The sequence below is a fragment of the Phytoactinopolyspora halotolerans genome, from assembly GCF_010550675.1.
Lineage (GTDB): Bacteria > Actinomycetota > Actinomycetes > Jiangellales > Jiangellaceae > Phytoactinopolyspora > Phytoactinopolyspora halotolerans.
The window spans coordinates 95,838-117,970 of sequence record NZ_JAAGOA010000014.1; the positions used below are offsets into that span (position 1 = coordinate 95,838).

A 22,133-nucleotide genomic window follows, 5' to 3' on the forward strand; every position below is an offset into this window, starting at 1 on the left:
GGTCGTGTCTTCGGCTGACGGCGGGCACCACGTCGGCGACCTCAGCTGACGACGCACGTCCGGATGCACCACGCACTTCGCGATGATGCCGGGCTACTCCAACCGTGTAGTTGGTCGTGCGGGGTCTGGCCGCTTGGGGCCGTGCCGTGTGGTTGGTCGTGTGGGGTCTGACTGCTTGGAGGCGTGCCGTGTGGGTCGTCGTGTCGGGTCTGGCCGCTTGGAGGCGTGCCGTGTGGTTGGTCGTGTGAGTATGAGCTGCATATTCGCGTGTGTTAGCGGACGTGTTCTCGGTCGTGCGAGGTCTGACCGCCCTATGCGGCTCGAGTTCCCACGGCTCAATTCACAACCCTCGCCACCGGCTGATAATCACACAACTGTGCGCACGATCCGCTGTTGCCGGGCCGGGCGGCGAGCAGGGGTCGGGCCAGCAGGACTCAGCAGGAGGGCTCGGGCCAGCACGGGTCAGGCGAGTAGGGGGTCAGGCGAGTAGGGCTCGGGCCAGCAGGACTCTGGCGAGCTGGGATCAGGCGAGTAGGGGTCGGGCGAGGAGGGCTCGGACGTGCAGGCTCGGGCCAGCAGGACTCAGCAGGAGAGCTCGGGGCAGTAGGACTTGGGCCGGCTCGACACAGGTGAGCTGCGGGCAGTCTGGTTGGGCCGCGAGTCGTGGGAATCACCCGGCTGAGAAGCGGCTGGTTGACGGACGGATGGCTGGATGCGAGCCCGGCGCGATTGCCCACGCGGGATTGACCCAGCGCGATCGACCGGCGCGATCGACCCAGCGCGATTGCCCGCGCGAGAATGCAGGCGCTGTGAGCGCGGCGCGATCGTGGTCGGCGGGCAGCTCAGGGTGCGTGAGTCTCGGCGAGGGCGCCCAGCTCGATGGGCAACTCCCCGGTGTGCACGACACCGAGGCGCTGCGTCGGCCGGGTGACGGCGACATACAGGTCGGTGGCGCCGCGCGCCGACGCGGCAACGATGCCTGCCGGCTCGACGACGATCACCGCATCGAACTCGAGACCCTTGACCTGGTCCACGGTGAGCACGGCGATCCGGGCGTCCAGCGCCGCCGCACCGTCCCCGCCGAATGCCACCGACCCTCGCGCGCCGTCGTCCGACAGATGCGTCCGCAGCTCCCGTGCGATCTCCGCGGCGCGCTCGTCCGGCGCGATGACGGCCAGCCGCCCCTCGGCGTCCCGGCTGAGCTCGGCCCGCACGGCGCGTGCCGTCTCGGCGGCCAGTTGCCCTCCGTCGACCCGCCGTGACCAGGGCTGTTCTCCGGACGAACGGACCGATTCCGGCGGTTGCAGGGACGGATCGATGGTGCTGAGTACGCCGGCGGCGATCGCCATGATCTCCGCGGGGGTGCGGTAGTTGACCGTCAGGGTCTCCAGACGCCAGCGCCCGTCCACGTGCGGTTCCAATACGGCGTCCCAGGACCGGGCACCACCCGCCGCGGACGTCTGTGCGATATCGCCGACCACCGTCATCGACTTCGACGGCACCCGGCGCAGCACCATGCGCCACGCCATCGGCGACAACTCCTGCGCCTCGTCCACGATCACGTGCCCGTACGCCCACGCCCGGTCCGCGCCGGCGCGCTCGCGCACCGTCGCGCGGGCAGGCGCGCCGCGATACCGGTCGGCGACCTGCCCCGCATCCACCGGGAAACCCAGGTCGAGTTCGGAGAGCAGCTCACGGGCGAACCGCTCCTCGGCCTCGCGTTCGCGTTCCTCGCGCCGGGCGGCGGCGAGCGCCTCCTCGTCCGGGATCTCGCCGAGCAGTTCCATCGCCTCATCCAACAGCGGGATGTCCGCCGCCGACCACGGCCCCTTCGGCAGCCGGGACGGGTCGGCCAGCCGTTCGCGCTCGGCCGGTTCGAGAGCGCGAGTTGCCGCTCGGTGCACCTTCGGATTGGCGAAGACGGCCGCGACCAGCTGCTCCGGTGTGAGCTGCGGCCACAGGTCATCGAGCACCGCACGCACGCCGGCATCGTCCATCAACTCGGCCCGTGTCTCGGCGATGTCCTCCTCGTCCGCCACCTGGCCGGAGCGTTCGAGGTAGTCGCGGGCCAAGCCGGTCAGCAGGTCGCGGGCGAAGACAGCACGCGCGGCATTGTGCGGGCGGCGGGAACGCCGGGCGCGGGTACGGGCGGCGCGGATCTGCTCGGTGGACAGCTCGAACCCGATGCCGTCGACCTGCACCGGCACCGGCCGGCGAGGCAGCCGCTGGTGCTGGCGGAGCGCCGCGGAGACCACACCGGCCATCCGGACGTCGCCCTTGAGCACGGCCAGGTCGTCCAGGTCCCGGACGGATACCTCCGCCCCGGTCACCAATCCGGCCACCGTCGTCATCGTCACACCGGTCTCGCCGAGCGACGGCAGCACCTGGTCGATATAGCGCATGAACGTGTCATTCGGCCCGATCACCAGCACGCCGCTGCGTTCCAGCCGTTCCCGGTGGGTGTAGAGCAGGTAGGCGGCCCGGTGCAGCGCCGCGACCGTCTTGCCGGTGCCGGGTGCGCCCTGCACGACCAGCACGCCGGCCATCGGCGCGCGGATGATCCGGTCCTGCTCGGCCTGGATGGTGGCCACGATGTCCGACATCCGGCCGGTGCGGTGCGCGGTCAGCGCGGACAGCAGCGCTGCCTCGCCGTGCACAGCGCCGAGCGTGGCGTCGTCGCCGGTGAACACCTCGTCGTCGATGCCGGTGACCTTGCGGTGCCGGACCTGGATATGCCGCCGCCGCGCAAGATTCCCGGGATTAGCGGCGGTGGCCCGGTAGAACGGCTCGGCGGCGGGTGCCCGCCAGTCGATCAGTAGCGGGTTGTAGTCGTCGTCGGCGATGGCCATCCGGCCGATGTGTGCGACGTCGCCGTCCACCGTGTCCAGCCGGCCGAAACACAGTCCGCGGTCGACGCCGAGCAGCCGCTCCATCCTTTCCACCTCGCGGTCGACGAAGGCTTCGCGCTCCCAGACCGCCTGGTGGTTGAAGCCGGGCTGCTTGTACAGCTCGGCCAGCCGTTCGCTGGTGCGCTGGCGGAGCCGGTCAAGACGCTCGTAGAGCATCGAGATGTACGCCTGTTCCTGCTCCAGGGCGCGTGCCCTGGTGTCGGTGCCGTGGTCGCCCGGATCGGATTCCGGCACTCAGTCAGTCTCCTCGTCCAGCGGCGGGTAGGCGAACGAGATCGACGCCATCTCGGCCGCCTCCTTGACCAGGGGGGCCACCTCGTTGAGCCGCTCATGGTCGAACCGATACGACGGGCCGGAGAGCCCGATCGCCGCGATGACCGAATCGTCGGGACCGAAGACCGGCGCCGCGGCCGCGCTGAGTCCTTCCTCGAACTCCTCGAACGACGTGGCGTACCCGTTGGAGCGGACCTCATCAAGCTCTGCTGCCAGCCGGCCGGCGTCGACGATGGTGTGCTCGGTGTAGCGCTCGTGCGGGCCGGCGACGATCGCCGAACGCTCCGCCTCCTCCAGGTGGGCCAGGAAGACCTTGCCGGGGGAGGTGCAGTGCAGCGGGGTACGACGGCCGAGCCAGCTGCGGCTGGCGACTGTCGAGGTGGAGAGGATCTGGTCGATGGTGACCGATTCGTTACCTTCAAGTACCGAAAGCGTGACCGTTTCCTCGCTGTTCTCGGCCAGCCACTCGCAGCCCGCCTGGGCCTGCCGGGTCACATCCGGCCCCACCGTCACCGAATGCGCCAGATGGACCAAGCCAAAGCCGAGCCGGTACTTGCCGGTCTGCAGGTGCTGCTCCACGAGCCCTCGGCTCTCCAAGGTGCTGAGCAGGCGGAACGCCGTGGATTTGTGGACGCCCAAGACATTGCCGACGTCCGTGACACCAGCCCAATCGGTGCGGGCGAGGAACTCCAGAATAGCGATCGCGCGTTCCACGGATTGGACGTGACCGGCCGATCGGCCATTGCTGGTTGACTCCACGTGAGGTGAGTCTACCGACCAGTACCTGAGAACGCGGCGACGCCCGTGCGGCGCCGCGACACTACTGGGCACGGCGATGGATCTCGTCGACGACGGCCGGAACGATGTCAGCGACGTCTCCGATCACCGCGTACGTGGCGCGCTTCACCATGGGTGCGTCCGGGTCGGTGTTGATCGCGAGGATGGCCTTCGAGCTCATGCACCCGACCCAGTGCTGGGTGGCGCCGCTGATCCCGCACGCGATGTACAGGTCGGGGTTGACCTTGGTGCCGGTCTGCCCGACCTGGTCGCTGTGGGGACGCCAACCGTTGTTGGTGACCACGCGCGAGCATCCCACCGCGCCGCCGGTCAGCTTGGCCAGCTCCTCCAGCGGGCCGAACCCGTCGGCGCTGCCGACGCCACGCCCGCCGGAGACGACCACCCGCGCCGTCGCCAGGCTGACGCCTCCGTCGCGCGTGGTCCTCCCGACCAGCCGGCTGGCCACGAACCGGTCGCCGAACTCCGGCTCGAACCGCTCGACGGCGACCGCCGGCACGTCGGACTGCATCTCCGGCACGTCGGCAGGCTCCGCCGCCGCATTCGGTGCGGCTGTGGATTCCGCCGCGCCCGGTGCCAGTGTGACGATCGCGATCGGTGCGGTCAGCTCCGCGTCTTCGAGCAACATTCCACCCTGACGGATCCTGGCCAACCGCCAGCTGCGGCCGTCCGGTCCGTCCGGGCCCTCGGCGCCCGGCGCCCCGGACCGTTCGAGCTCCGTGCAGTTCACCGCCAGTGGCAGGTCCGCACGGGCGGCGGCCTGCGCCATCGTCTCGGTGCCCCGCTCGGTGCCCGCGGCCACCACCGCCGTCGGACGCAGCCCGGCGATCAGCTGGGCCAGCGACTCGCCCCAGCGTTCGGGGGAGTAGTCCGCCAGCTCCGGGTGGGTGATGGTGTGCACCGTCGACACCTCGTGCCGGGCCAGCTCCGCGCGGAGCGAGAGGTCCACAAGGGGATCACCTGGCGCTGCCGGCGGTATCGTCCCCGATGCGAAGACCGCCGCATGGAGGGGTTCGCCCAGTTCCCTGGCGATGGGGTGTGCCCACGCGAGCGCCTCCAGCGACCCTGGGGCGACTCCGTGCTCGTCCAGCTCGACCAGTACCAACACCGTGATTCACCTGCCTCGATAGAACGCCCTTCCGCACGATCCCGTGGTGCGTGAGGGCAGAGCTGTTCGGCCATGACTCGTCCGAGGCTCGCGCATGGCACGGTGAAGGACTGCCGAGCGGCGAAGAATGCCCGATATGCGGAGTCGCTCAGCGTGCCATGGCCGCGGATACCTCATTCAGACCACGTCCAGCTCTTCCAGAATGTCGACGACGGCCGGAGCCGCCTCGGAACCATGACCCAGCAGGACGGTCTCGGACTGCGTCTCCGCCGGCCGGCGTAGCCGCAGCTTGCGCAAACCGCCCCGGTGCACGACGAGCTCTACGGGTTCGCCCGCGCCGGGACCACCTTCCGTGTCCGGCGTGCCCGGCGTGCCGATGCGGGCCCGGAACTCGGCCAGTTCCGCTTTGCGGGCGCGCAGCCGACCGCGCATGCTCGGATAACGGGGGAGGTTGAGGCCCTCCTTCACCGCCACGGCCGCGGGCAGCGTCACCTCGTAGGCCTCCACTCCGTCCGCGACGCCGCGGTGCAGCGTGGCCGTGCCCGCGTCGTCGTCGATGGTGATGCCCTTGACCCCGCCGACGATGGCGCGTCCCAGCGCGCACGCGACCCGGATGCCGACCTGGTAGTTGCCGGCATCCGGGGACTCGTTGCCGAACATGATCAGATCGAACGGCCCGCCCTCGGACTCGAGCTGCCGGATCGCCGCGGTGAGAGCGGACGCGGTGGCCTGCGGGTCCAGCTCGTCGGCGCCGGAGTCGACCAGCACCCCGCGGTCCGCGCCCATGGAGATCGCATACCGGAGCTGCTCCTCGGCTTCGGCCGGGCCGACACTGAGCACCGTCACCGCACCGCCGTGCGTCGCGACCAGGCTGATCGCCTCCTCGACGGCGCACTCCTCGTGCGGGCCGACGGTGAACGCCAGGTTCCGGGTGTCGACCCGCACCCCATCGTCGGTCAGCTGCGGCGTCCCGCCCGACGCGGGGACCCGCTTCACGCAGACCAGTACCTGCATCGCCGTCAACCTCCCTACGCCTTCATCCGGGAGTCATCCGGGTCGAACAGCGGCGTGCGGCCGACCCGCGCCACCGTCACCGGGTAGCGCTCGCCCATGTACTGCACGAGCAGCCGGTTGCCCTCATCGGCGACGTCGACGGGCAGGTAGGCCATCAGCAGGTACGCGCCCACCGACGGGCCGGCACCGGCGCTGGTCACGTACGACGGCCGGCCGAGCCGGTCGACGATACGGTCCCCGCCGGGGGACAGGATCGGTTCGCCGCCCTGGGGGAAGCGCCGCATCCCGGACGAGTCGCGGTGGTCGTCGAGCGTCAACGTGCACATCTCGGCGACCGGCTCCTGCTCGCGTGCGCGGACGTAGCCTTCCTTGCCGATGAAGTCGTGCTCCTTCACCTTCTTCAGCGCCAGGCCGGCATCCACCGGTGTGTACTCGGAGGTCAGCTCGGCGCCCATCAGCCGGTAGCCCTTCTCCATCCGCCCGGTGGTGCCGTACACCCCGATCCCGGCCGGCAGGATGCCATGCGGCGTCCCGGCCTCGGCGATGGTGTCCCACAGCAGCCGGCCCTGCTCGAACGGTGCATGCAACTCCCAGCCGAGCTCCCCGACGTAGGAGACGCGCAGCGCCAGCACCGGCACGCTGCCGACGGTGATGTACTGCGCGGTGGCGAACGGGAAACCCTCGTTGCCGACGTCGTCGTCGGTCACCGAGGCGAGGACGTCGCGCGCCCGCGGCCCCCACACCCCGAGGGTGCAGTTCGCCGAGGTCAGGTCAGCGAAGGTGACCGACCCGTCGGCGGGCAGGTGACGACGGAACCAGTTCGCGTCCCGGGCGCCGTCGGCACCGCCCGTGATCACCCGGTACCGGTCCTCGGCCATCCGGATCACGGTGAGGTCGCTGCGGAAGCCGCCGTTCGGCGCCAGCACCGGCGTGTAGATCAGCCGTCCCACCCGCCGGTCCGCGTTGGCCATGATCATCCGCTGCATATAGTCGACCGCGCCGGGGCCGGCGATGTCGAAATGCGCGAACGCGGACAGGTCGATCATCGCGACCCGCTCCCGCATCGCCAGGTGTTCGGCGTTGGTGATCGGCGACCACCAGCGACGGTCCCACTCGTGCGGGCGGTCGTGCACGAACTCGGCGCCGTACCCCTCCATCTCCTGCAGCAGCGGGCGATTCGACGCGTACCACTGCGGCCGCTCCCAGCCGCCGGCCTCGAAGAACTCCGCACCGAGTTCCCGTTCCCGCTCGTAGAACGGAGAGATCCGCTGCGGTCGCGAGGAGAGCCACTGCTCCCGCGGGTGGACGATGCCGTACGTCTTGTTGAACCCTTCCGAGGCGCGTGCGCGGACGTGTGCGCGGCCACGCTGGCTGGGGTAGAAGCGGTTGATGTCCGCGCCGTGCAGGTCGATCTCGGCAGCGCCGTGGGTCATCCACTCGGCGAGCATCCGGCCGACGCCGGGACCTTCCTTGATCCACACCGCGGCGGCCGACCACAACCCGTTGACCTCCGGGGCCTCGCCGAGCACCGGCGATGCGTCCGGTGTGATCGAGAGCAGCCCGTTGATGGCGTGCCGGATGCCGGAGTCCTCGCGGTCCAGGATGCTGCCGAACAACTCCAGCGCATCCTCCATCTGCTTGTCGAAGTCCTCGGCGGTGAACGGCAGCTGGGTGGGGGAGAGCTGGGCCGCGGCCAGGGACGGAATGTCGTCCGGGTCGTGCAGGATCGGCCGGTGCGCGTAGGAGCCCACCTCCAGGTCGGCCCCGCTCTGCCGCTCGTACATCAGGGCGTCCATGTCCCGGATGATCGGGTAGGCGATCTCCGCGCCCGTCTCGGCGAGCTCGGGGATCGGTCCGACGTCGATCATCTGGTGCACCGCCGGGGTCAGCGGGATGCGCGCGCCGGCCAGCTTGGCGATCCGCGGGCTCCACACGCCGCAGGCGACGACCACGGTCTCGGTCTCGATGTCGCCCTTATCCGTACGTATTGCACGGACGGCCGGCTGCCCGGACGGGCCGGTGACGGTGTCGATGCCGAGCACCTCGGTGTTCGCGGCCACGGTCAGGTCGGCGCTCGCCGCCGTCTGCTCGCGCATCAGGGCACCCGCCTGCAACGGGTCGACCACCGCGACCGACGGCGTGTAGAAACCGAGCCGGATGACGTCGCGGTTCATGAACGGCATCAGCTCCACCGCGCGGTCGGGGCCGATCAGCTCCGCGTCGATGCCCCAGGCCGTCGCCGACGACATCCGCCGGCGCAGTTCCTCCTCGCGCTCATCGGTGCGCGCGATCTCGATTCCGCCGCAGGTGGTCAGCACACCGAGCTGCTCGTACTGGCGCATCGAGTCCAGGGTCAGGTCGGTGATCTCCTTGGAATGGTCCACCGGGAAGATGAAGTTCGACGCGTGCCCGGTGGACCCGCCCGGGTCGGGGAGCGGGCCCTTGTCCAGCAAGACGATGCTGGACCAGCCCTGCTGAGCCAGGTGGTACACGAGCGAGTTTCCGACGATGCCGGCGCCGATCACCACCACGTCGGCTCGGTCCGGCAGTGTGTGCGTATTCATGACCATGACGACCTCCTCGTCGTCGGCCCGGGATCATCAACAGTTGAACCGGCTTCTACCGGCTGAACCGTTGATGATCCCGGGGGAGTTCATCTCAGGCCCACGATCTGGCCGTGTTCGTCGATGTCGATCTGTTCCGCCGCCGGTGTCTTGGACAGCGCCGGCATGGTGCGCATGTCGCCGCAGATCGGGTAGACGAACCCGGCGCCCGCCGATGCGCGCACCTCGCGCACCGGCAGCCGCCATCCGGTCGGGGCGCCCTTGAGCGCAGGATCGGCGGACAGCGACAGGTGGGTCTTGGCGATGCAGACCGGGAGACGGCCGAACCCAGCCTTCTCGTAGGTCTCCAGCGCTCGGGCGGCGGCGGGCAGCACGTCGATACCGTCCGCGCCGTAGACCTGCCGGGCTATCGTGTCGATCTTGTCGGTCAGTGAGAGATCGTCGTCGTAGAGGAAACGGAACTGCGACGGCTCCTCGCAGGCGTCCGCCACCGCCTCCGCCAGCGGTACCGCACCCTTCCCGCCGTCGGCGTAGTGGGTACTGACCGCCGCACGGACCCCTTCCTCCGCGGCGACGTCCAGAATGGCCTGCCGCTCGCTGGCGTGGTCGGTGGGGAAGGCGTTCAGCGCCACCACGGGGGTGACGCCGTGCAGGCGCACGTTGGCGATCTGCTTGCGCAGGTTGGCCGCGCCGATGCGCACGTCGTCGGGGTTCTCCTCGAACAAGTCGTCCGGGAGCGGGCGCCCGGCGACGATCCGGTACTTCCCGGAATGCGCCTTGAGTGCACGCACCGTGGCGACGATGACGGCGGCGTCCGGAACCAGGCCGGAGGTGCGGCACTTGATGTTGAAGAACCGCTCGGCACCCATGTCGGCGCCGAAACCCGCCTCGGTGACCAGGTAGTCCGCGCCGCGGATGCCGATCCGGTCCGCGACGATGGACGAGTTGCCGTGTGCGATGTTCCCGAACGGCCCGCAGTGCACCAGCACCGGTGTCTGCTCGACGGTCTGCATCAGGTTCGGCTTGATCGCCTCGGACAGGATGACCGTCATCGCCCCGGCCGCACGCAGCATCTCGGCGGTCACCGGCTCACCTTCCCGGGTATAGCCGACGACGATGCGGCCGATGCATTCGCGCAGGTCTTGCAGCGACGACGAGAGCGCCAGCACCGCCATGACCTCGCTGGCCGCCGTGATGTCGAACCCGCTCTGCCGCGGGGTGCCGTCGGTGCGGCCGCCGAGGCCGGTGACCAGGTTGCGCAGCTCGCGGTCGTTGACGTCGAGCACCCGTCCCCAGGTGATCGCGTGCGGGTCGAGCCCGAGCTGGTTGCCCTGGTGGATGTGGTTGCCCACCATCGCGGCCAGCAGGTTGTGCGCCGCCGTGACCGCGTGCATGTCGCCGGTGAGGTGCAGATTGAGCGCTTCCATCGGCGTGACCTGTGAGTAGCCGCCGCCCGCCGCGCCACCCTTGATGCCGAACGTCGGCCCCATCGAAGGCTGCCGGATGGCCACGACGCCGCGCCGGCCGAGCACGCCGAAGGCCTGCCCGAGGCCGACCGTCGTCGTGGTCTTGCCCTCGCCGAGCGGAGTCGGCGTGATCGCGGTGACGACGACGTAGCGGCCGCGCGGCTCGTCGTCGAGCTCGCCGATGGCATCCAGCGAGATCTTCGCGGCCGCCTTGCCGTACGGTTCGAGCAGATGCTCGCCGATGCCCATGCTCGCGGCGATGCGGTCCAGCGGTAACAGGGGCGCACTGCGCGAGATCGTCAGATCGGACGGCATCGTCATCTCATGCCCTTCCCCTCGTGCTCCGCCGCCGCCCCGGATTCCCGCCAATCCAGGTGCTCCAGGCTGCGCAGGGTGGCGGCGACCTCGTTGAACGTGTAGATGTGCAATCCGTGCAGGGCCGGCACAGGCTTGGGACGCGGGCTCCACCGGCCGCGGGCGGCGTCCAGGACGTACTGTTCCTCGCCCGGCTCGGCGAAGCCGTCCACCTGGTGCGCGGCGAGCTTGCGCACCAGCGCCTCCGGCCGGTAAGGCGCACCGAACAAGCGGCGCAGGATGGCGCGGTTGCCGCGGACGAACCGCAGCGAGTCGCCGACGCCGATCCGCGCGCCGGTGCGGACCAGTTTCGCCGCGCCGACGACCCCCGGGATGCCGGCCACGATGGGCAGCGTGACCCCGCGCTCGCGCGCGGCGAGGACGAACCGGGAGATGGTGTCGGCGTCGAAACACATCTGGGTGACGATGTAGTCCGCGTAGGCCTGTTTGGAGACGAGCGTCTGCCACAGCGTCTCGTCGTCGATGGCGGGGTGGCCCTCGGGGTACGCGGGCACTCCCACCCGGGCGAACTCCCGCCCCCGGGCGTCGATCGCCTTGAGCAGGTCGAGACCGTCGCCGAACATGCCGGCCGGGGTGGCGGCGTCCCCGCCGACGACGAAGATGTCCGCGACGCCGGCGCGCTCCAGCCGGGACAGCACGTCGTGCAGCTGCGCCTCGTCGATGAACTGGCGCGCCGCCAGGTGCGGCACAGCCGCGTACCCGCGAGCGGCGAGGCTCTCCGTCAGCGCGACGGTTGCGTCGATGCCGCGCCGCGGGGACGCGGTGACGGTCACCGTCGTACCTGTGGGTAGCTGATCGACTCGTGTCTCCGCGTCGCGCAGCGGGAGGATCTCGAACCGAGCGTCGGCGAGCAGCCGCAACCGCTCCTTCCGGTAACGCGTGCCCGGGATGTGGGGCTTCATGGTGGCTCCCGGCATTCCTCGCGCCGCCTTACGACCGGGGGGTCCGCTTGGTCGGGTCGATGAACGGCTTCTCCACCACCACCGCACCGCGCGGCCCGGTGGGCGTCTCCACCACGACGTTGGTGCCCAGCTGGGTGTATTCGATGGCCAGCATCGCCAGCCCGATGTTGCGCTCCAGCCGCGGCGAGTGGCAGGCGCTGGTCACCCGGCCGACCGTCTCGTGGTGGGTGGCCGACGGAGCGAGCACCTCGAACGGCTCGATCATCGACCCGTCGTTGTAGGAGCCGAGTGGATCGCCGTCGATCTCGACGCCCACCATGAGCCGGGAGATGCCGCTGGACTGGATCCGGCGCAGGGCCTTCTTCCCGATGAAGTCGGCCTCCTGGTCGAGATCGACCATCCACTTATAGTCGTACCCGACCTCCATCGGGTTGGTGTCCAGGGTGATGTCGCTGCCGTAGGCGAGCATGCCGCCCTCGATGCGCCGGATGTGGCAAGGTCCGATCACCCGCATGTCGTGCGGCTGGCCGGCCTGCCAGACGGCGTCCCACAGCCGGCTGGCGTTCTCGGTGGCGTTGTACAGGTAGATTTCGTAGCCGATCTCGCCGCTGTAGCCGGTGCGGCTGACCACCACGTCCATCCTGTGCAGCTGGTAGGCATGCAGGTAGTAGTAGGGGATGTCGAGGATCGACGGGCCGAACAGGTCGACCATGACGTCCTTGGACCGCGGTCCCTGCACCTGCACCGGTGCGACGTCGACCTCCTTGATCTCGACGTCCCAGCCGCCGGCGTGCGCCAGCCCCATCGCCCAGAGCCCGACGTCGCTGTCCGCCAGCGAGAGCCAGAACCGGTTCTTCTCGACGCGGAGCAGGATCGGGTCGTTGATGATGCCCCCGTCGGGAGCGGTGATGAAGACGTACTTGCACTGCCCGACCCGGCACTTGGTCAGGTCGCGCGGGATGAGCATGTTGGTGAAGTCGAACGCGTCCGGTCCGGAGATCTCCAGCTGCCGCTCGACGCCGACGTCCCACAGGGTGACGCTGTTGAGCAGGTGCCAATACTCGGCGACCGGATCGCCGTAGTGGCGCGGGTGGTACGTGTGGTTGTACACGCTGTACATCGCGACGCCGTGTGCCCTGGACTTCCAGAAGTACGGGGACTTGCGCAGCCGCGTATACAGCATCACCTCCGGGTTTCGCGCCGGCGTGGGTGTGCTGGTCTGCGGTTCGCTGACCGCACCCTCCGTGAGCTGGGATCCGAGTAAGTCGGTCATGGTCGCCCCCTTTCTTCTGTGATCGGGCGTGGGATCCGCTGTGCTGATGTGCGTTGATCGCGATGTGCGAGAGACCTACGGGGGAGAGGGGCTCGATGGTGTTTCTTCTCGAGTACCCAGTTGCGGCATGAACAACCGTTGCTTTTTACGCAACCCCAGTCTTGCTCGGATAACGATTCGGCGTCAAGAGTGTCGCGCACGGTGTTCGGATGAACGTGTTTGTGAGCGCTCACACCCCCCCACCACCCCCATGATCATGAACAGTTCCCGTTCACATGGCACGGGAACTGTTCATGATCATGGGGTGGGGCGGTGGCTGCTCGGTCGGCTAAGGGTTGGAAACAGCTGCACAACATCCATTGACAGCGGAACCTACCGGCGAGTAGGAACCTATGCACCACGAACCGATCGGTGGGGGTCGAGCGGAGGGTGGCGACGGCGGTCAACGGTGACCGCGATGACGGAGGCGGGGCGTGTGCTGGCGGTCAACAACCTGGACGTTGTCTACGAGGACGTCATCCTCGTGCTCAAGAACGTCACGCTGGAAGTGCCTGCCGGGGCGATCGTGGCGCTGCTCGGCGCCAATGGGGCGGGCAAGACGACCCTGCTACGCGCGGTCACGGGTCTGCTCGACGTGCACCGCGGCGCCGTCACCCGGGGCAGCGTGACCCTTGACGGGCAGCCGCTGCATCATCTCGACGCGCCGCGCACGGTGGCCGCGGGCATCGGCCAGGTGATGGAGGGGCGGCGGATCTTCACCGATCTCACGGTCGACGAGAACCTCCGCATCGGCGGCCACGCCGCCGACCGCGCCACCGTCGCCGCAGGCCTGGACCGCGCATACAGCCTGTTCCCGGTGCTCGCCGATCGGCGGCAGCAGCCCGCGGGATACCTCTCCGGAGGGGAGCAGCAGATGCTCGCCATCGGCCGGGCCCTGATGTCGCAACCGGCATACCTGCTGCTGGACGAGCCCAGCCTCGGGCTGGCGCCGCGCCTGGTCCAGCACATCAAGGAGCTGATCGTCGAGATCAACCGCCAAGGCACCGCGATCCTGCTGGTCGAGCAGAACGCCAGCATGGCGCTGTCCATCGCTTCACACGGCTACGTGCTGGAGACGGGGAAGGTCGTGATGGACGGCGCGGCGGCCGAGCTGCTCGCCAACGACGACATCCGCGAGTTCTACCTCGGCCTGTCCGAGGAGCGGGACCTCTCCTTCCGCGACGTCAAACACTATCGACGACGGAAGCGGTGGTTGTCGTGACGGCGGCACCGGGTTCCTCGGCCGCGCCCGGTTCCTCGGCCGCGGCGTCGGGCTCCGCGTCCACGGCGGCGGGCTCCGCGGCGGAGCGATCCGTGCAGCCGTTCCTGCACGTGGCCGACCTGTCGCTGCGCTTCGGCGGCACGACCGCGATCCGGGACGTCGGGTTCGAGCTGGACGAGGGGAGCCTGCTCGCGATCATCGGACCGAACGGCGCTGGGAAGACGTCGATCTTCAACTGCCTCTCCGGTGTCTACCGCCCGCAGCAGGGCAGCATCCGGTTCCGCGGCACCGACCTGCGGGGTCTGCGGCCGGACGCGATCGCCCGGCTCGGCGTCGCCCGGATGTTCCAGAACATCGAGCTCTTCGACAACCTCACCGTGCTGGACAACCTGATGCTGGGACGGCACCGCCACCTGCGGTACTCGACCCTCTCCGCGCTGCTCTACGACCGGCGGGCGCGGCGCGCCGAGGTGGCCAACCGGCGGGTGATCGAGGACATCATCGACTTCCTGCAGATCCAGGCGATCCGCCGCAGCATGGTGGGCATGCTGCCGTACGGGCTGAAGAAGCGGGTCGAGCTGGGCCGGGCACTGGCCATGGAGCCTGCGCTGCTGTTGCTCGACGAGCCGGTGGCCGGCATGAACGCCGAGGAGACCGAGGACATGGCCCGCTTCATCCTGGATGTCCGCAGCGAGCTGGGGGTGACCATGATCATGATCGAGCACGAGATGGGCCTCGTCATGGACATCGCGGACGAGGTGCTGGTGCTCGACTTCGGCGAACGGATCGCACACGGTCCGCCGGCCCAGGTCCAGCGCGATCCCGCGGTGATCAAGGCATACCTGGGCGAGGCGTCATGACCGTCACCGCGGCGGCCGCGGCACAGACCTGCCGCACCATCCCGAACCGGGTCCGCGAGCGCGCCGAGCGCACCCCGGATCGGATCTGCATGCGGCAGAAACGGTTCGGGATCTGGCAGGGGATCACGTGGCGGGAGTACTGGGAGCAGGCCGGCCTCGTCGCGCACGGGCTCGCCGCGCTCGGCATCGGCGCAGGCGACCGGGTGGCGATCCACTCCGAGAACCGGCCGGAGTGGCTCTACACCGACGTGGGCGCGGTGGCCATCCGTGCCATCAGTGTCGGCCTGTACGCCACGAATCCGCCCGCCGAGGTCGCCCACCTGTTGCGGGACTCCGGCGCGCGGGTGCTCGTTGCCGAGGACCAGGAACAGGTCGACAAGGCACTCGCCGTGCTGGAGCAGTGCCCGGACCTGGAACGGATCGTCTATCTGGAACCGCGCGGCGTCCGCGAGTACGGTCACCCCGCGCTGATGCCCTTCTCCGAGCTGCTCGATCGTGGACGCGAGCACGCGCGCAGCCACCCGTCGTTGTTGGACGAGGCGGCCGCCGGCGCCACCGCAGACGACGTGGTCACATTGATCTACACCTCGGGGACCACCGGGCCGCCGAAGGGTGCCATGCTGACCGCACGCAACGTCGACTTCGCCACCCAGGTGCTGGCGCTCGGTCCCGGCCTGTACGACCCGCCGCCGGACGAGTCCGACGTGACGCTGTCCTACCTGCCGCTGTGCCACGTCGTAGAACGCGCGGCGACCATCTGGGTGAACGCCGGCGCCGGGACCACGGTGCACTTCGCGGAGTCGATCGACACCGTGGTCAGCAACCTCCACGAGGTGCAGCCGACGCTGTTCTTCGGCGTGCCGCGGATCTGGGAGAAGATCCACGCGGCGATCCACAGCCGGATGGGCGGCGCGTCGCCCGGTAAACGGCTGGCCTTTCGGGCCAGCATGGCGCTGGCCCGGCGGATCGGCGACGAGCTGGTCCGCCACGACGGCACCCACACGGCCCGCAGCCGCGCACTGTATGCGCTCGGATACCCGTTGCTCTTCCGGGCGCTGCGGGACCGGATCGGGTTGCGCAAGGTGCGCGCCGCGGGTTCCGGCGCGGCGCCGGTGGCACCGGAGGTGCTGAGGTTCTTCTTCGGCATCGGCGTCGTCATCCGGGAGGCGTACGGCATGACCGAGAACTCCGCCGTCGCCACCGGGAATCGTCGCGGCCGGGTCAAGCTCGGCACCGTCGGCGAGCCGCACGACGGCACCGAGCTGCGCCTGGCCCCGGAGACCGGCGAGATCCTGACCCGGCATCCCGGCAATTTCGCCGGCTATTGGAACCGGCCGGACAAGACCGCCGAGGTCCTCGAGCCGGACGGCTGGCTGCACACCGGCGACGTCGGCGAGTGGGTGGACGGCAGCCACGTGCGCATCGTCGATCGGATCAAGGACGTCATCATCACCGCGGGCGGGAAGAACGTCGCGCCGTCGGAGATCGAGAACGCGCTGAAGGCGTCGGCGTTCATCAAGGAGGCCGTCGTCATCGGGGACCGTCGCCGGTATCTGACCGCGCTGATCGGCATCGAGCTGGACTCGGTGGGGGACTGGGCGCAGCGGCGCCGCATCCCGTACACCACCTACCGCGACCTGACCGAGAAGACGGAGGTGCTCACGCTGGTTCAGGGCGTGATCAAGGAGGTCAACACGGGGTTCGCCCGGGTCGAGAACGTCCGCAAGTTCCGGATGCTGCCCAAGGAGCTGGATCACGACGACGGCGAGCTCACGGCCACCCAGAAGGTCCGGCGCGAACAGCTGCAGGACCGGTTCGGCGAGCTGATCGAGGACATGTACAACGACACCACGAAGTTCGCCGGCGGCGACCTGACGGGGGTGCACTCGTGACCGAGCTGATCTCCTCCGGACTGGTACGCGGGCTCGGCATCGGCAGCACCTACGCACTGCTCGCGGTCGGGTTCGTCATCATCTACCGGGCCACCGGGGTGATCAACTTCGCGCAGCCCGCCTTGATGATCCTGGGCGCGTACGCGACGTCGGTGCTCGCCACCGGGGCCGGGCTGCCGTTTCCGGTGGCGGTGCTGGCGGCGATGGCGGTGCTCGCCGCGGTCGGGATGGCTACCGAGCGGGTGGCGCTGCGGCCGATGGTGGGCCGGCAGCCGTTCGCCGCGGCCATGGTGACGGTCGGGGTGCTCACTGTGCTGTTCGTGGTGGCGCACCGGTTGATCGGTACCCAGGTGCGCACCGTCGGCGACCCGTGGGGGCTGCAGCGGGCTGAGCTGTTCGGGGTGTCGGTGGCGCAGGTCGACTTGGCCAAGATCGTGGTGTCGATGGTGGCCATCGGGGCGGTCGGGCTGTTTCTGGCGCGGTCCCGGCTCGGTCTGGCGATGCGTGCGACGTCGATGGACCAGGAGGTGGCGCTGGCCCAGGGCGTCGACGTGGGACGGATGTTCAGCCTGGCGTGGGGGATCTCGGCGGCGCTCGCGGCGCTGGCCGGGATGTTGATCGGCACCTCGGCCGGCGGGTTCGAGGCCATCACGGCGCTGGTGGCGCTGAAGGCGCTGCCCGTCGTCATCGTCGGAGGGCTGGACTCGATCAAGGGTGCGGTCTACGCGGGCCTGCTGATCGGGGTCGCGGAGGCGTTGACGCGGCTCTACCAGCCGCGGTACGCGGAGTGGCTGGGCGCCAACGTCGATGTGGTGGTGCCGTACGTGATCATGATCGTCGTCCTGGTGGTCCGCCCGTACGGCCTGTTCGGCACCCGGGAGGTGGAGCGGGTATGACCGTGGACACCGGCGTGCCGTCCGGACGCGAGCGTGCCGAGCGCGAGACTGGCCTGCGCGTACGTGGCCGTGGCCGTGGCTTGCGCGTACGTGGGCGTGGCGTGCGCGGGCGACCGCTGTTGTACACCAGTTACGCCGCGGACCAGGCGATCTGGAACACGCCGGCCAAGCGCGGGTGGACGCTGGCGCTGGTGGGCGCGGTACTGGTGCTGCCGTTCTTCCTCAGCCGCGACCTGACCAGCCTGGTCACCACGGTGTTCATCTTCGCCATCGGTGGCATCGGACTGAATCTGGTCACCGGTTATGCGGGCCAGGTCTCGCTCGGGCATGCGTTCTTCATGGGGCTGGGCGCATACACCGCGGCGGTCTTCGGCGGAGCCGGGAGCGACCAGGTGATCGGCTGGGGCCTGGACATGGCGATCTGGCTGCCGATGGCCGGCGTCGTCCCGGCGCTGGTGGGGCTCGTGGTGGCTCCGTTGGCGGTGCGCGTGCGCGGGCTGTACCTGGCCGTGCTGACACTCGGGCTGGTGTTCATCGGGGAACACGTCTTCAAGGAGGCCCGGTCGATCACCGGGGGAGCGGGCGTCGGCCGGGCGCCGGCCGAACCTGTGCTGTTCGGCATGGACCTGCGCGAGCGCTACCACCTCTTCGGCTACATCCTCTCCCGGGAGGCGGTGTACTACTTCGTCTGCTTCGCGATCTTCGTGGTGCTGGCGATCGCCGCCCGCAACCTCACCCGCTCCAAGCCGGGACGGGCGTTCGCCGCGGTGCGGGACCGGGACGTGGCCGCGTCGATGATGGGTATCTCGCTGCGCCGGACCAAGACGCTGGCGTTCACCGTGTCGTCGTTCTACGCCGGCGTGTCCGGCGCGCTGCTGGTGATGGTGATCGGGCGGGTGACGCCGACCAACTGGAACCTGTTCCTGTCCATCGACCTGCTCGCCGTGATCCTGATCGGAGGGATCGCCACCATCAGCGGCTCCATCCTCGGCGCGGCGTTCGTGGTGTTGATGCCGAGGATCGTCTCGGAGTTGGCCGACGTGGTGCCGTTCATCTCCACCAGCCCGTCCGGCGGGTTCCTGTCCGTGTTCCAGCTGCAGACGATGCTGTTCGGGGCGCTGATCGTGCTGTTCCTGGTTCTCGAGCCGCGTGGGTTGTACGGCCTGTGGGTCCGGGTCCGGAACTACTGGAAGGCCTGGCCTTTCTCCTATTGAGATCCGTAACCAGAGAAGGAGAGTTCAATGAGGAGCAATCCTGTACAACGACGCGGCCGGCGCGGTGGAATGCGCCGCGGAGTCGCCATCGCCGGAGCGTTTGCGCTGCTGGCCACGGCATGTGCGGTCGACGACGACGATGAACCCGACGACACGTCGACGGACGTCGCCGAAGGAACCGAGGACGCCGAGGGCACCGACGACGGCGCCGCGGGTGAGGACGGCGACGACGGTGCGGCCGGGGACGTGAACGTCGATGTCGGCGTCACCGAGGAACCGTGCCCGGAGGCGGTCAACCCGGACAACGGCTGCATCTACCTGGGTGTGCTGTCCGACCTGAGCGAAGGTCCGTTCGCCGCGCTCGGTATCCCGCTGACCGCCGGACAGGAGGCGTTCTGGCAACGTGTGAACGACGAGGGTGGCATCGGCGGCTACGACGTGGACATCTCCACCTACACCCGGGACACGTTGTACGACCCGCAGGAACACAGCGCCCGGTACCGGGAGATCGAGCCGAACATCCTGGCGCTGGCGCAGACGTTGGGCACCGAGCCGACCGAGGCGATCCTGCCGGACATGGACGCCGACAACGTGATCGGCGCTCCTGCCACGTGGTGGTCCGGGTGGGCGTTCGAGGACAACGACTTCGGCCTGATCCTGGAGTCGGGGTACTCGTACTGCCTGGAGTCGCAGATCGGCCTGGACTGGGCCGGCGAGAACGTCGCGCCGCCGTCGACGGTGCTGGCCGTCGGGTATCCGGGCGACTACGGTGGCGACTCGGCCGCCGGCGTCGAGGCCTGGGCGATGGCCAACGACGCCGAGTTCGGCGGTTTCGTGGAGACCGCGCCGGACGCCGTCGTCGGATCGCAGGACGCCGCGATCGGGCAGGTTGTGGGTAGCGGTGCGGATGTGGTCGTGCTGGCGGTCGGTCCGGCCGAGGCGGCGTCGATCGTGGGAGGTTCGCTGGCCGAAGGCTACGAGGGTCTGTTCCTGGGATCGGTGCCGACCTGGGATCCGGCGTTGCTGGACTCGCCGGCCGGGGAGGCGATGGTGGCGGCGTATCGTCACATCGCGCCCTGGGAGGGCATCGACGGTGAGACGCCGGCACACGAGGCGATCCGCGAATCGCTCGGCGACGACCTGCCGGCGAACGAGGGCTACATCTTCGGCTGGGTCTGGTCGTATCCGATCAAGGCGGCGCTGGAGGCCGCCGTGGAGAACGGAGACCTGACCCGGGCCGGTGTGCGGGCTGCTGTGGACGGCTTGGAAGTCGACTACGAGGGCATCCTCCCGTCGGCGACGTTCGGCGGCGAGGCGAACGAGACCGCCGTGCGGACGGCCGTGATCAATCAGCCGGATCCGGAGGGCTCGCTGGGCGTGTCGCCGTTGCAGGTCGGCGTGACCGGTGCGACGGCGGACGCCTACGAGTACACCGCCGCCTGCGCCTAGAGCTATGCCAGCGAAGCGTCCCCTGTGATTACCACCCTTGGACCGGCCATACGGCGGCTAAGGGTTGATGATCACGGGGGGAGAGCGCCCGAGGTGAGCGGCTGGCGTGGGCCGTATCCGTCCTCGATGACGGCGGCCGGCGTCGACGGGGTCCCTGCCGAGGGTCGACGGGTCTTTGCTGGCCGCGGCCGGGCCCTTCCGGCCGTGGTCGGGTCTTGGCAGCCGTGGTCGGGTCTTTGCCCACGTCGAAAGGTGTGCCGTGTGGTCCGTTGTGTGATGTGCGGCCGTTGACTCGGGTCGTGTCGGCGGTTGTGGGGTGTACGACCGCTCAGAGCGGTCAAAACCTGCACGACTGTCGGCACGACCCGCGCGGCGGGCTCAAACACGGCTGTTCTGCACACGGCCGGCCACACGACTGTGGGGAAGCGGCCGTGTGTCGCACGGCAGGCTACACGGCTGATCACACGACGGGGTTGTGCGGCTGATATCACTACGGCAGCCCGCACGAACGCGAGCACCATGGGGTTGCGGCCGACACGGGGACGGCGTCACGATCGGGGAGTGAAGCTCAAGCTCGACCTGCATGACGTCTACAACCGTGGCGACGAGATCGATCGACAGTTGCGCGCGGTGATCGACGAGGCCGTGCAGCGCAAGGCGAAGTTGGTCGAGATCATCCCCGGTAAGGGCTCCGGTCAGCTGAAGAAGAGGGTGCTGCGGTTCCTGCAACAGAAGGAGATCAAGGCGCTGTACCACCGCGTGGAGAAGGACTCGGACAACTTCGGCCGAGTCTTCGTACACTTCCGCTGGAAGTGAGCCGCTCGCTCGCAGTCGCTGCCCCGGAGAGTTCTGTGTACTAGCGGCGGAACGTTTGTGCTGCCAGAGCAGCCACAACCTTCCGCCGCTGATCGGAGCTCGCGAGGACGGTCGGCGTGGCCGGGCACGCCGGGCCGGGTGTCACGCCATCCACGGTGGAGTGCCGCGGTCGGTCCCGTCCGGAAGGCTGGCCCGGGCCGCGCGGGCGCCGATGACGATCGCGGTGAGTCCAGGACCGTCCGGAGTGCTGACGCGTCGCTGCGCGGTTCCGGGGATGACGATCGTCTCGCCGGCTTCGACCACGGTCTCAGCGCCGTCGACCTCGAAGGACGCGCGTCCGTCGACGACGGTCCACGTCTGCTGCGTGTCGATGACGTGGACCGGACCCGCCTGGCCCGGCTGCATCTCGACCTGCCAGACCGGCGTGTCGGCGTTCCCCAAGGTCGGCGAGGCCAAGGTGGTCATGGTGGCCCCGGGGGTCTCGGTCCGGCGTGTGTCCGCGTGGCGGATGACGAACATGGCGACGCCTCCTATAATAGACAACATGGTTGTCGATATAGTTAACCAGGTTGTCCATCATGTCAAGTGACCCTCCCGGTTACGAGCTCCCGCTGCGGTTGTTCGCGGCCTTCCGCCTGCTCATCGACGGGCTACACGACGAGCTGGCACGGCAGGGTCACCCTGATGTCCGGCCGGTGCACGGCTTCGCGCTGCAGGCCGTCGGGCCGGACGGGGCGACGGCGGCGGAGATCGGCCGCCGGCTGGGGGTGTCCAAGCAGGCCGCCGGCAAGACCATCGACTCGTTGGAGCGGCTGGGCTACGTCACCCGCGAGCCCGATGTCCAGGACAGCCGCCGGAAGGTGGTCCGTCTCACCGACCGGGGCCGGGACTGCCTGGCTCGGTCGGCCGCGATCTTCGACCGGTTGCGCGACGAGTGGGAGGCGGTGTTGGGCCGGGACCGATTGCGGTCGTTCGAGGATGACCTCAGCCGGCTGACCGACGCGCGGCCCCTCCGCGTCGACGTTCCAGGCTGGCTCGGGCACACATAGGGGCCTACGCCCGGTGG

At 69.4% G+C, this 22,133-nt stretch carries 17 protein-coding genes; 8 read left to right on the forward strand and 9 right to left on the reverse strand.

The features are described 5' to 3' along the window. Positions 1–842 precede the first annotated feature (842 nt). From G1H10_RS19420 to G1H10_RS19455, 8 genes are all read right to left on the reverse strand, one after another. Complete coding sequence (locus tag G1H10_RS19420) at positions 843–3,143, reverse strand: HelD family protein (protein ID WP_216853445.1); 2,301 nt, start codon at positions 3,141–3,143, stop codon at positions 843–845. Further along, positions 3,144–3,896: an IclR family transcriptional regulator gene (locus G1H10_RS19425; protein WP_216853446.1), complete on the reverse strand. Its 753-nt coding sequence runs from the start codon at positions 3,894–3,896 to the stop codon at positions 3,144–3,146. A gap of 106 nt (positions 3,897–4,002) precedes the next feature. Next, entirely contained in the window at positions 4,003–5,085 is a 1,083-nt protein-coding gene (locus G1H10_RS19430; RefSeq protein ID WP_163740813.1) for an electron transfer flavoprotein subunit alpha/FixB family protein, read from the reverse strand. A 177-nt stretch (positions 5,086–5,262) separates the two neighbouring features. Then, entirely contained in the window at positions 5,263–6,099 is an 837-nt protein-coding gene (locus tag G1H10_RS19435) for an electron transfer flavoprotein subunit beta/FixA family protein (RefSeq protein WP_163740815.1), read from the reverse strand. Between the two features lie 14 nt (positions 6,100–6,113). Further along, complete coding sequence (locus G1H10_RS19440; protein WP_163740817.1) at positions 6,114–8,663, reverse strand: GcvT family protein; 2,550 nt, start codon at positions 8,661–8,663, stop codon at positions 6,114–6,116. An 89-nt stretch (positions 8,664–8,752) separates the two neighbouring features. Next, entirely contained in the window at positions 8,753–10,450 is a 1,698-nt protein-coding gene (locus G1H10_RS19445; protein WP_174264507.1) for a formate--tetrahydrofolate ligase, read from the reverse strand. Continuing rightward, entirely contained in the window at positions 10,447–11,406 is a 960-nt protein-coding gene (locus G1H10_RS19450) for a methylenetetrahydrofolate reductase (protein ID WP_163740819.1), read from the reverse strand. Before G1H10_RS19450 ends, G1H10_RS19445 begins: the two co-directional genes overlap by 4 nt. A 28-nt stretch (positions 11,407–11,434) precedes the next feature. Beyond that, entirely contained in the window at positions 11,435–12,589 is a 1,155-nt protein-coding gene (locus G1H10_RS19455) for a glycine cleavage T C-terminal barrel domain-containing protein (protein WP_376778642.1), read from the reverse strand. Between the two features lie 565 nt (positions 12,590–13,154). Here G1H10_RS19455 and G1H10_RS19460 point away from each other — a divergent pair. From G1H10_RS19460 to G1H10_RS19490, 7 genes are all read left to right on the forward strand, one after another. Then, positions 13,155–13,940: an ABC transporter ATP-binding protein gene (locus tag G1H10_RS19460; protein ID WP_163741021.1), complete on the forward strand. Its 786-nt coding sequence runs from the start codon at positions 13,155–13,157 to the stop codon at positions 13,938–13,940. A 92-nt stretch (positions 13,941–14,032) separates the two neighbouring features. Then, positions 14,033–14,800 (forward strand): ABC transporter ATP-binding protein, encoded by a 768-nt coding sequence (locus tag G1H10_RS19465; protein WP_163741024.1) that lies wholly within the window; start codon positions 14,033–14,035, stop codon positions 14,798–14,800. Beyond that, a complete protein-coding gene (locus tag G1H10_RS19470; RefSeq protein WP_163740823.1) occupies positions 14,797–16,692 on the forward strand; it encodes an AMP-dependent synthetase/ligase in 1,896 nt (631 codons plus the stop codon). The genes G1H10_RS19465 and G1H10_RS19470 overlap by 4 nt, the downstream gene beginning before the upstream one ends. After that, positions 16,689–17,588 (forward strand): branched-chain amino acid ABC transporter permease, encoded by a 900-nt coding sequence (locus G1H10_RS19475; protein WP_163740825.1) that lies wholly within the window; start codon positions 16,689–16,691, stop codon positions 17,586–17,588. The genes G1H10_RS19470 and G1H10_RS19475 overlap by 4 nt, the downstream gene beginning before the upstream one ends. Then, on the forward strand, positions 17,585–18,802 hold the full coding sequence (locus G1H10_RS19480) for a branched-chain amino acid ABC transporter permease (RefSeq protein WP_163740826.1): 1,218 nt from the start codon (positions 17,585–17,587) through the stop codon (positions 18,800–18,802). The genes G1H10_RS19475 and G1H10_RS19480 overlap by 4 nt, the downstream gene beginning before the upstream one ends. A gap of 27 nt (positions 18,803–18,829) precedes the next feature. Then, the gene (locus G1H10_RS19485) at positions 18,830–20,251 is read left to right on the forward strand and encodes an ABC transporter substrate-binding protein (RefSeq protein ID WP_163740828.1); all 1,422 of its coding nucleotides are present in this window, start codon (positions 18,830–18,832) and stop codon (positions 20,249–20,251) included. A 561-nt stretch (positions 20,252–20,812) separates the two neighbouring features. Further along, positions 20,813–21,067 carry a Smr/MutS family protein gene (locus G1H10_RS19490; RefSeq protein ID WP_163740830.1) on the forward strand — a complete coding sequence of 85 codons (255 nt, stop codon included), beginning with the start codon at positions 20,813–20,815 and terminating at the stop codon, positions 21,065–21,067. Between the two features lie 141 nt (positions 21,068–21,208). Here the strand turns inward: G1H10_RS19490 and G1H10_RS19495 are convergent, their stop codons facing one another. Then, entirely contained in the window at positions 21,209–21,586 is a 378-nt protein-coding gene (locus G1H10_RS19495; protein ID WP_163740832.1) for a cupin domain-containing protein, read from the reverse strand. 59 nt (positions 21,587–21,645) lie between these two features. Here G1H10_RS19495 and G1H10_RS19500 point away from each other — a divergent pair, with 59 nt between their 5' ends. Next, the gene (locus G1H10_RS19500; protein WP_163740834.1) at positions 21,646–22,116 is read left to right on the forward strand and encodes a MarR family winged helix-turn-helix transcriptional regulator; all 471 of its coding nucleotides are present in this window, start codon (positions 21,646–21,648) and stop codon (positions 22,114–22,116) included. Positions 22,117–22,133: the final 17 nt, after the last annotated feature.

Bases quoted from the DNA above. Each gene is read 5' to 3' on its own strand.
- G1H10_RS19435 (WP_163740815.1), bottom strand. From the start codon at position 6,099: ATGCAGGTACTGGTCTGCGTGAAGCGGGTCCCCGCGTCGGGCGGGACG.
- G1H10_RS19440 (WP_163740817.1), bottom strand. From the start codon at position 8,663: ATGAATACGCACACACTGCCGGACCGAGCCGACGTGGTGGTGATCGGC.
- G1H10_RS19445 (WP_174264507.1), bottom strand. From the start codon at position 10,450: ATGACGATGCCGTCCGATCTGACGATCTCGCGCAGTGCGCCCCTGTTA.
- G1H10_RS19450 (WP_163740819.1), bottom strand. From the start codon at position 11,406: ATGAAGCCCCACATCCCGGGCACGCGTTACCGGAAGGAGCGGTTGCGG.
- G1H10_RS19455 (WP_376778642.1), bottom strand. From the start codon at position 12,589: ATGCTGTATACGCGGCTGCGCAAGTCCCCGTACTTCTGGAAGTCCAGG.
- G1H10_RS19470 (WP_163740823.1), top strand. From the start codon at position 14,797: ATGACCGTCACCGCGGCGGCCGCGGCACAGACCTGCCGCACCATCCCG.
- G1H10_RS19480 (WP_163740826.1), top strand. From the start codon at position 17,585: ATGACCGTGGACACCGGCGTGCCGTCCGGACGCGAGCGTGCCGAGCGC.
- G1H10_RS19485 (WP_163740828.1), top strand. From the start codon at position 18,830: ATGAGGAGCAATCCTGTACAACGACGCGGCCGGCGCGGTGGAATGCGC.
- G1H10_RS19495 (WP_163740832.1), bottom strand. From the start codon at position 21,586: ATGTTCGTCATCCGCCACGCGGACACACGCCGGACCGAGACCCCCGGG.
- G1H10_RS19500 (WP_163740834.1), top strand. From the start codon at position 21,646: ATGTCAAGTGACCCTCCCGGTTACGAGCTCCCGCTGCGGTTGTTCGCG.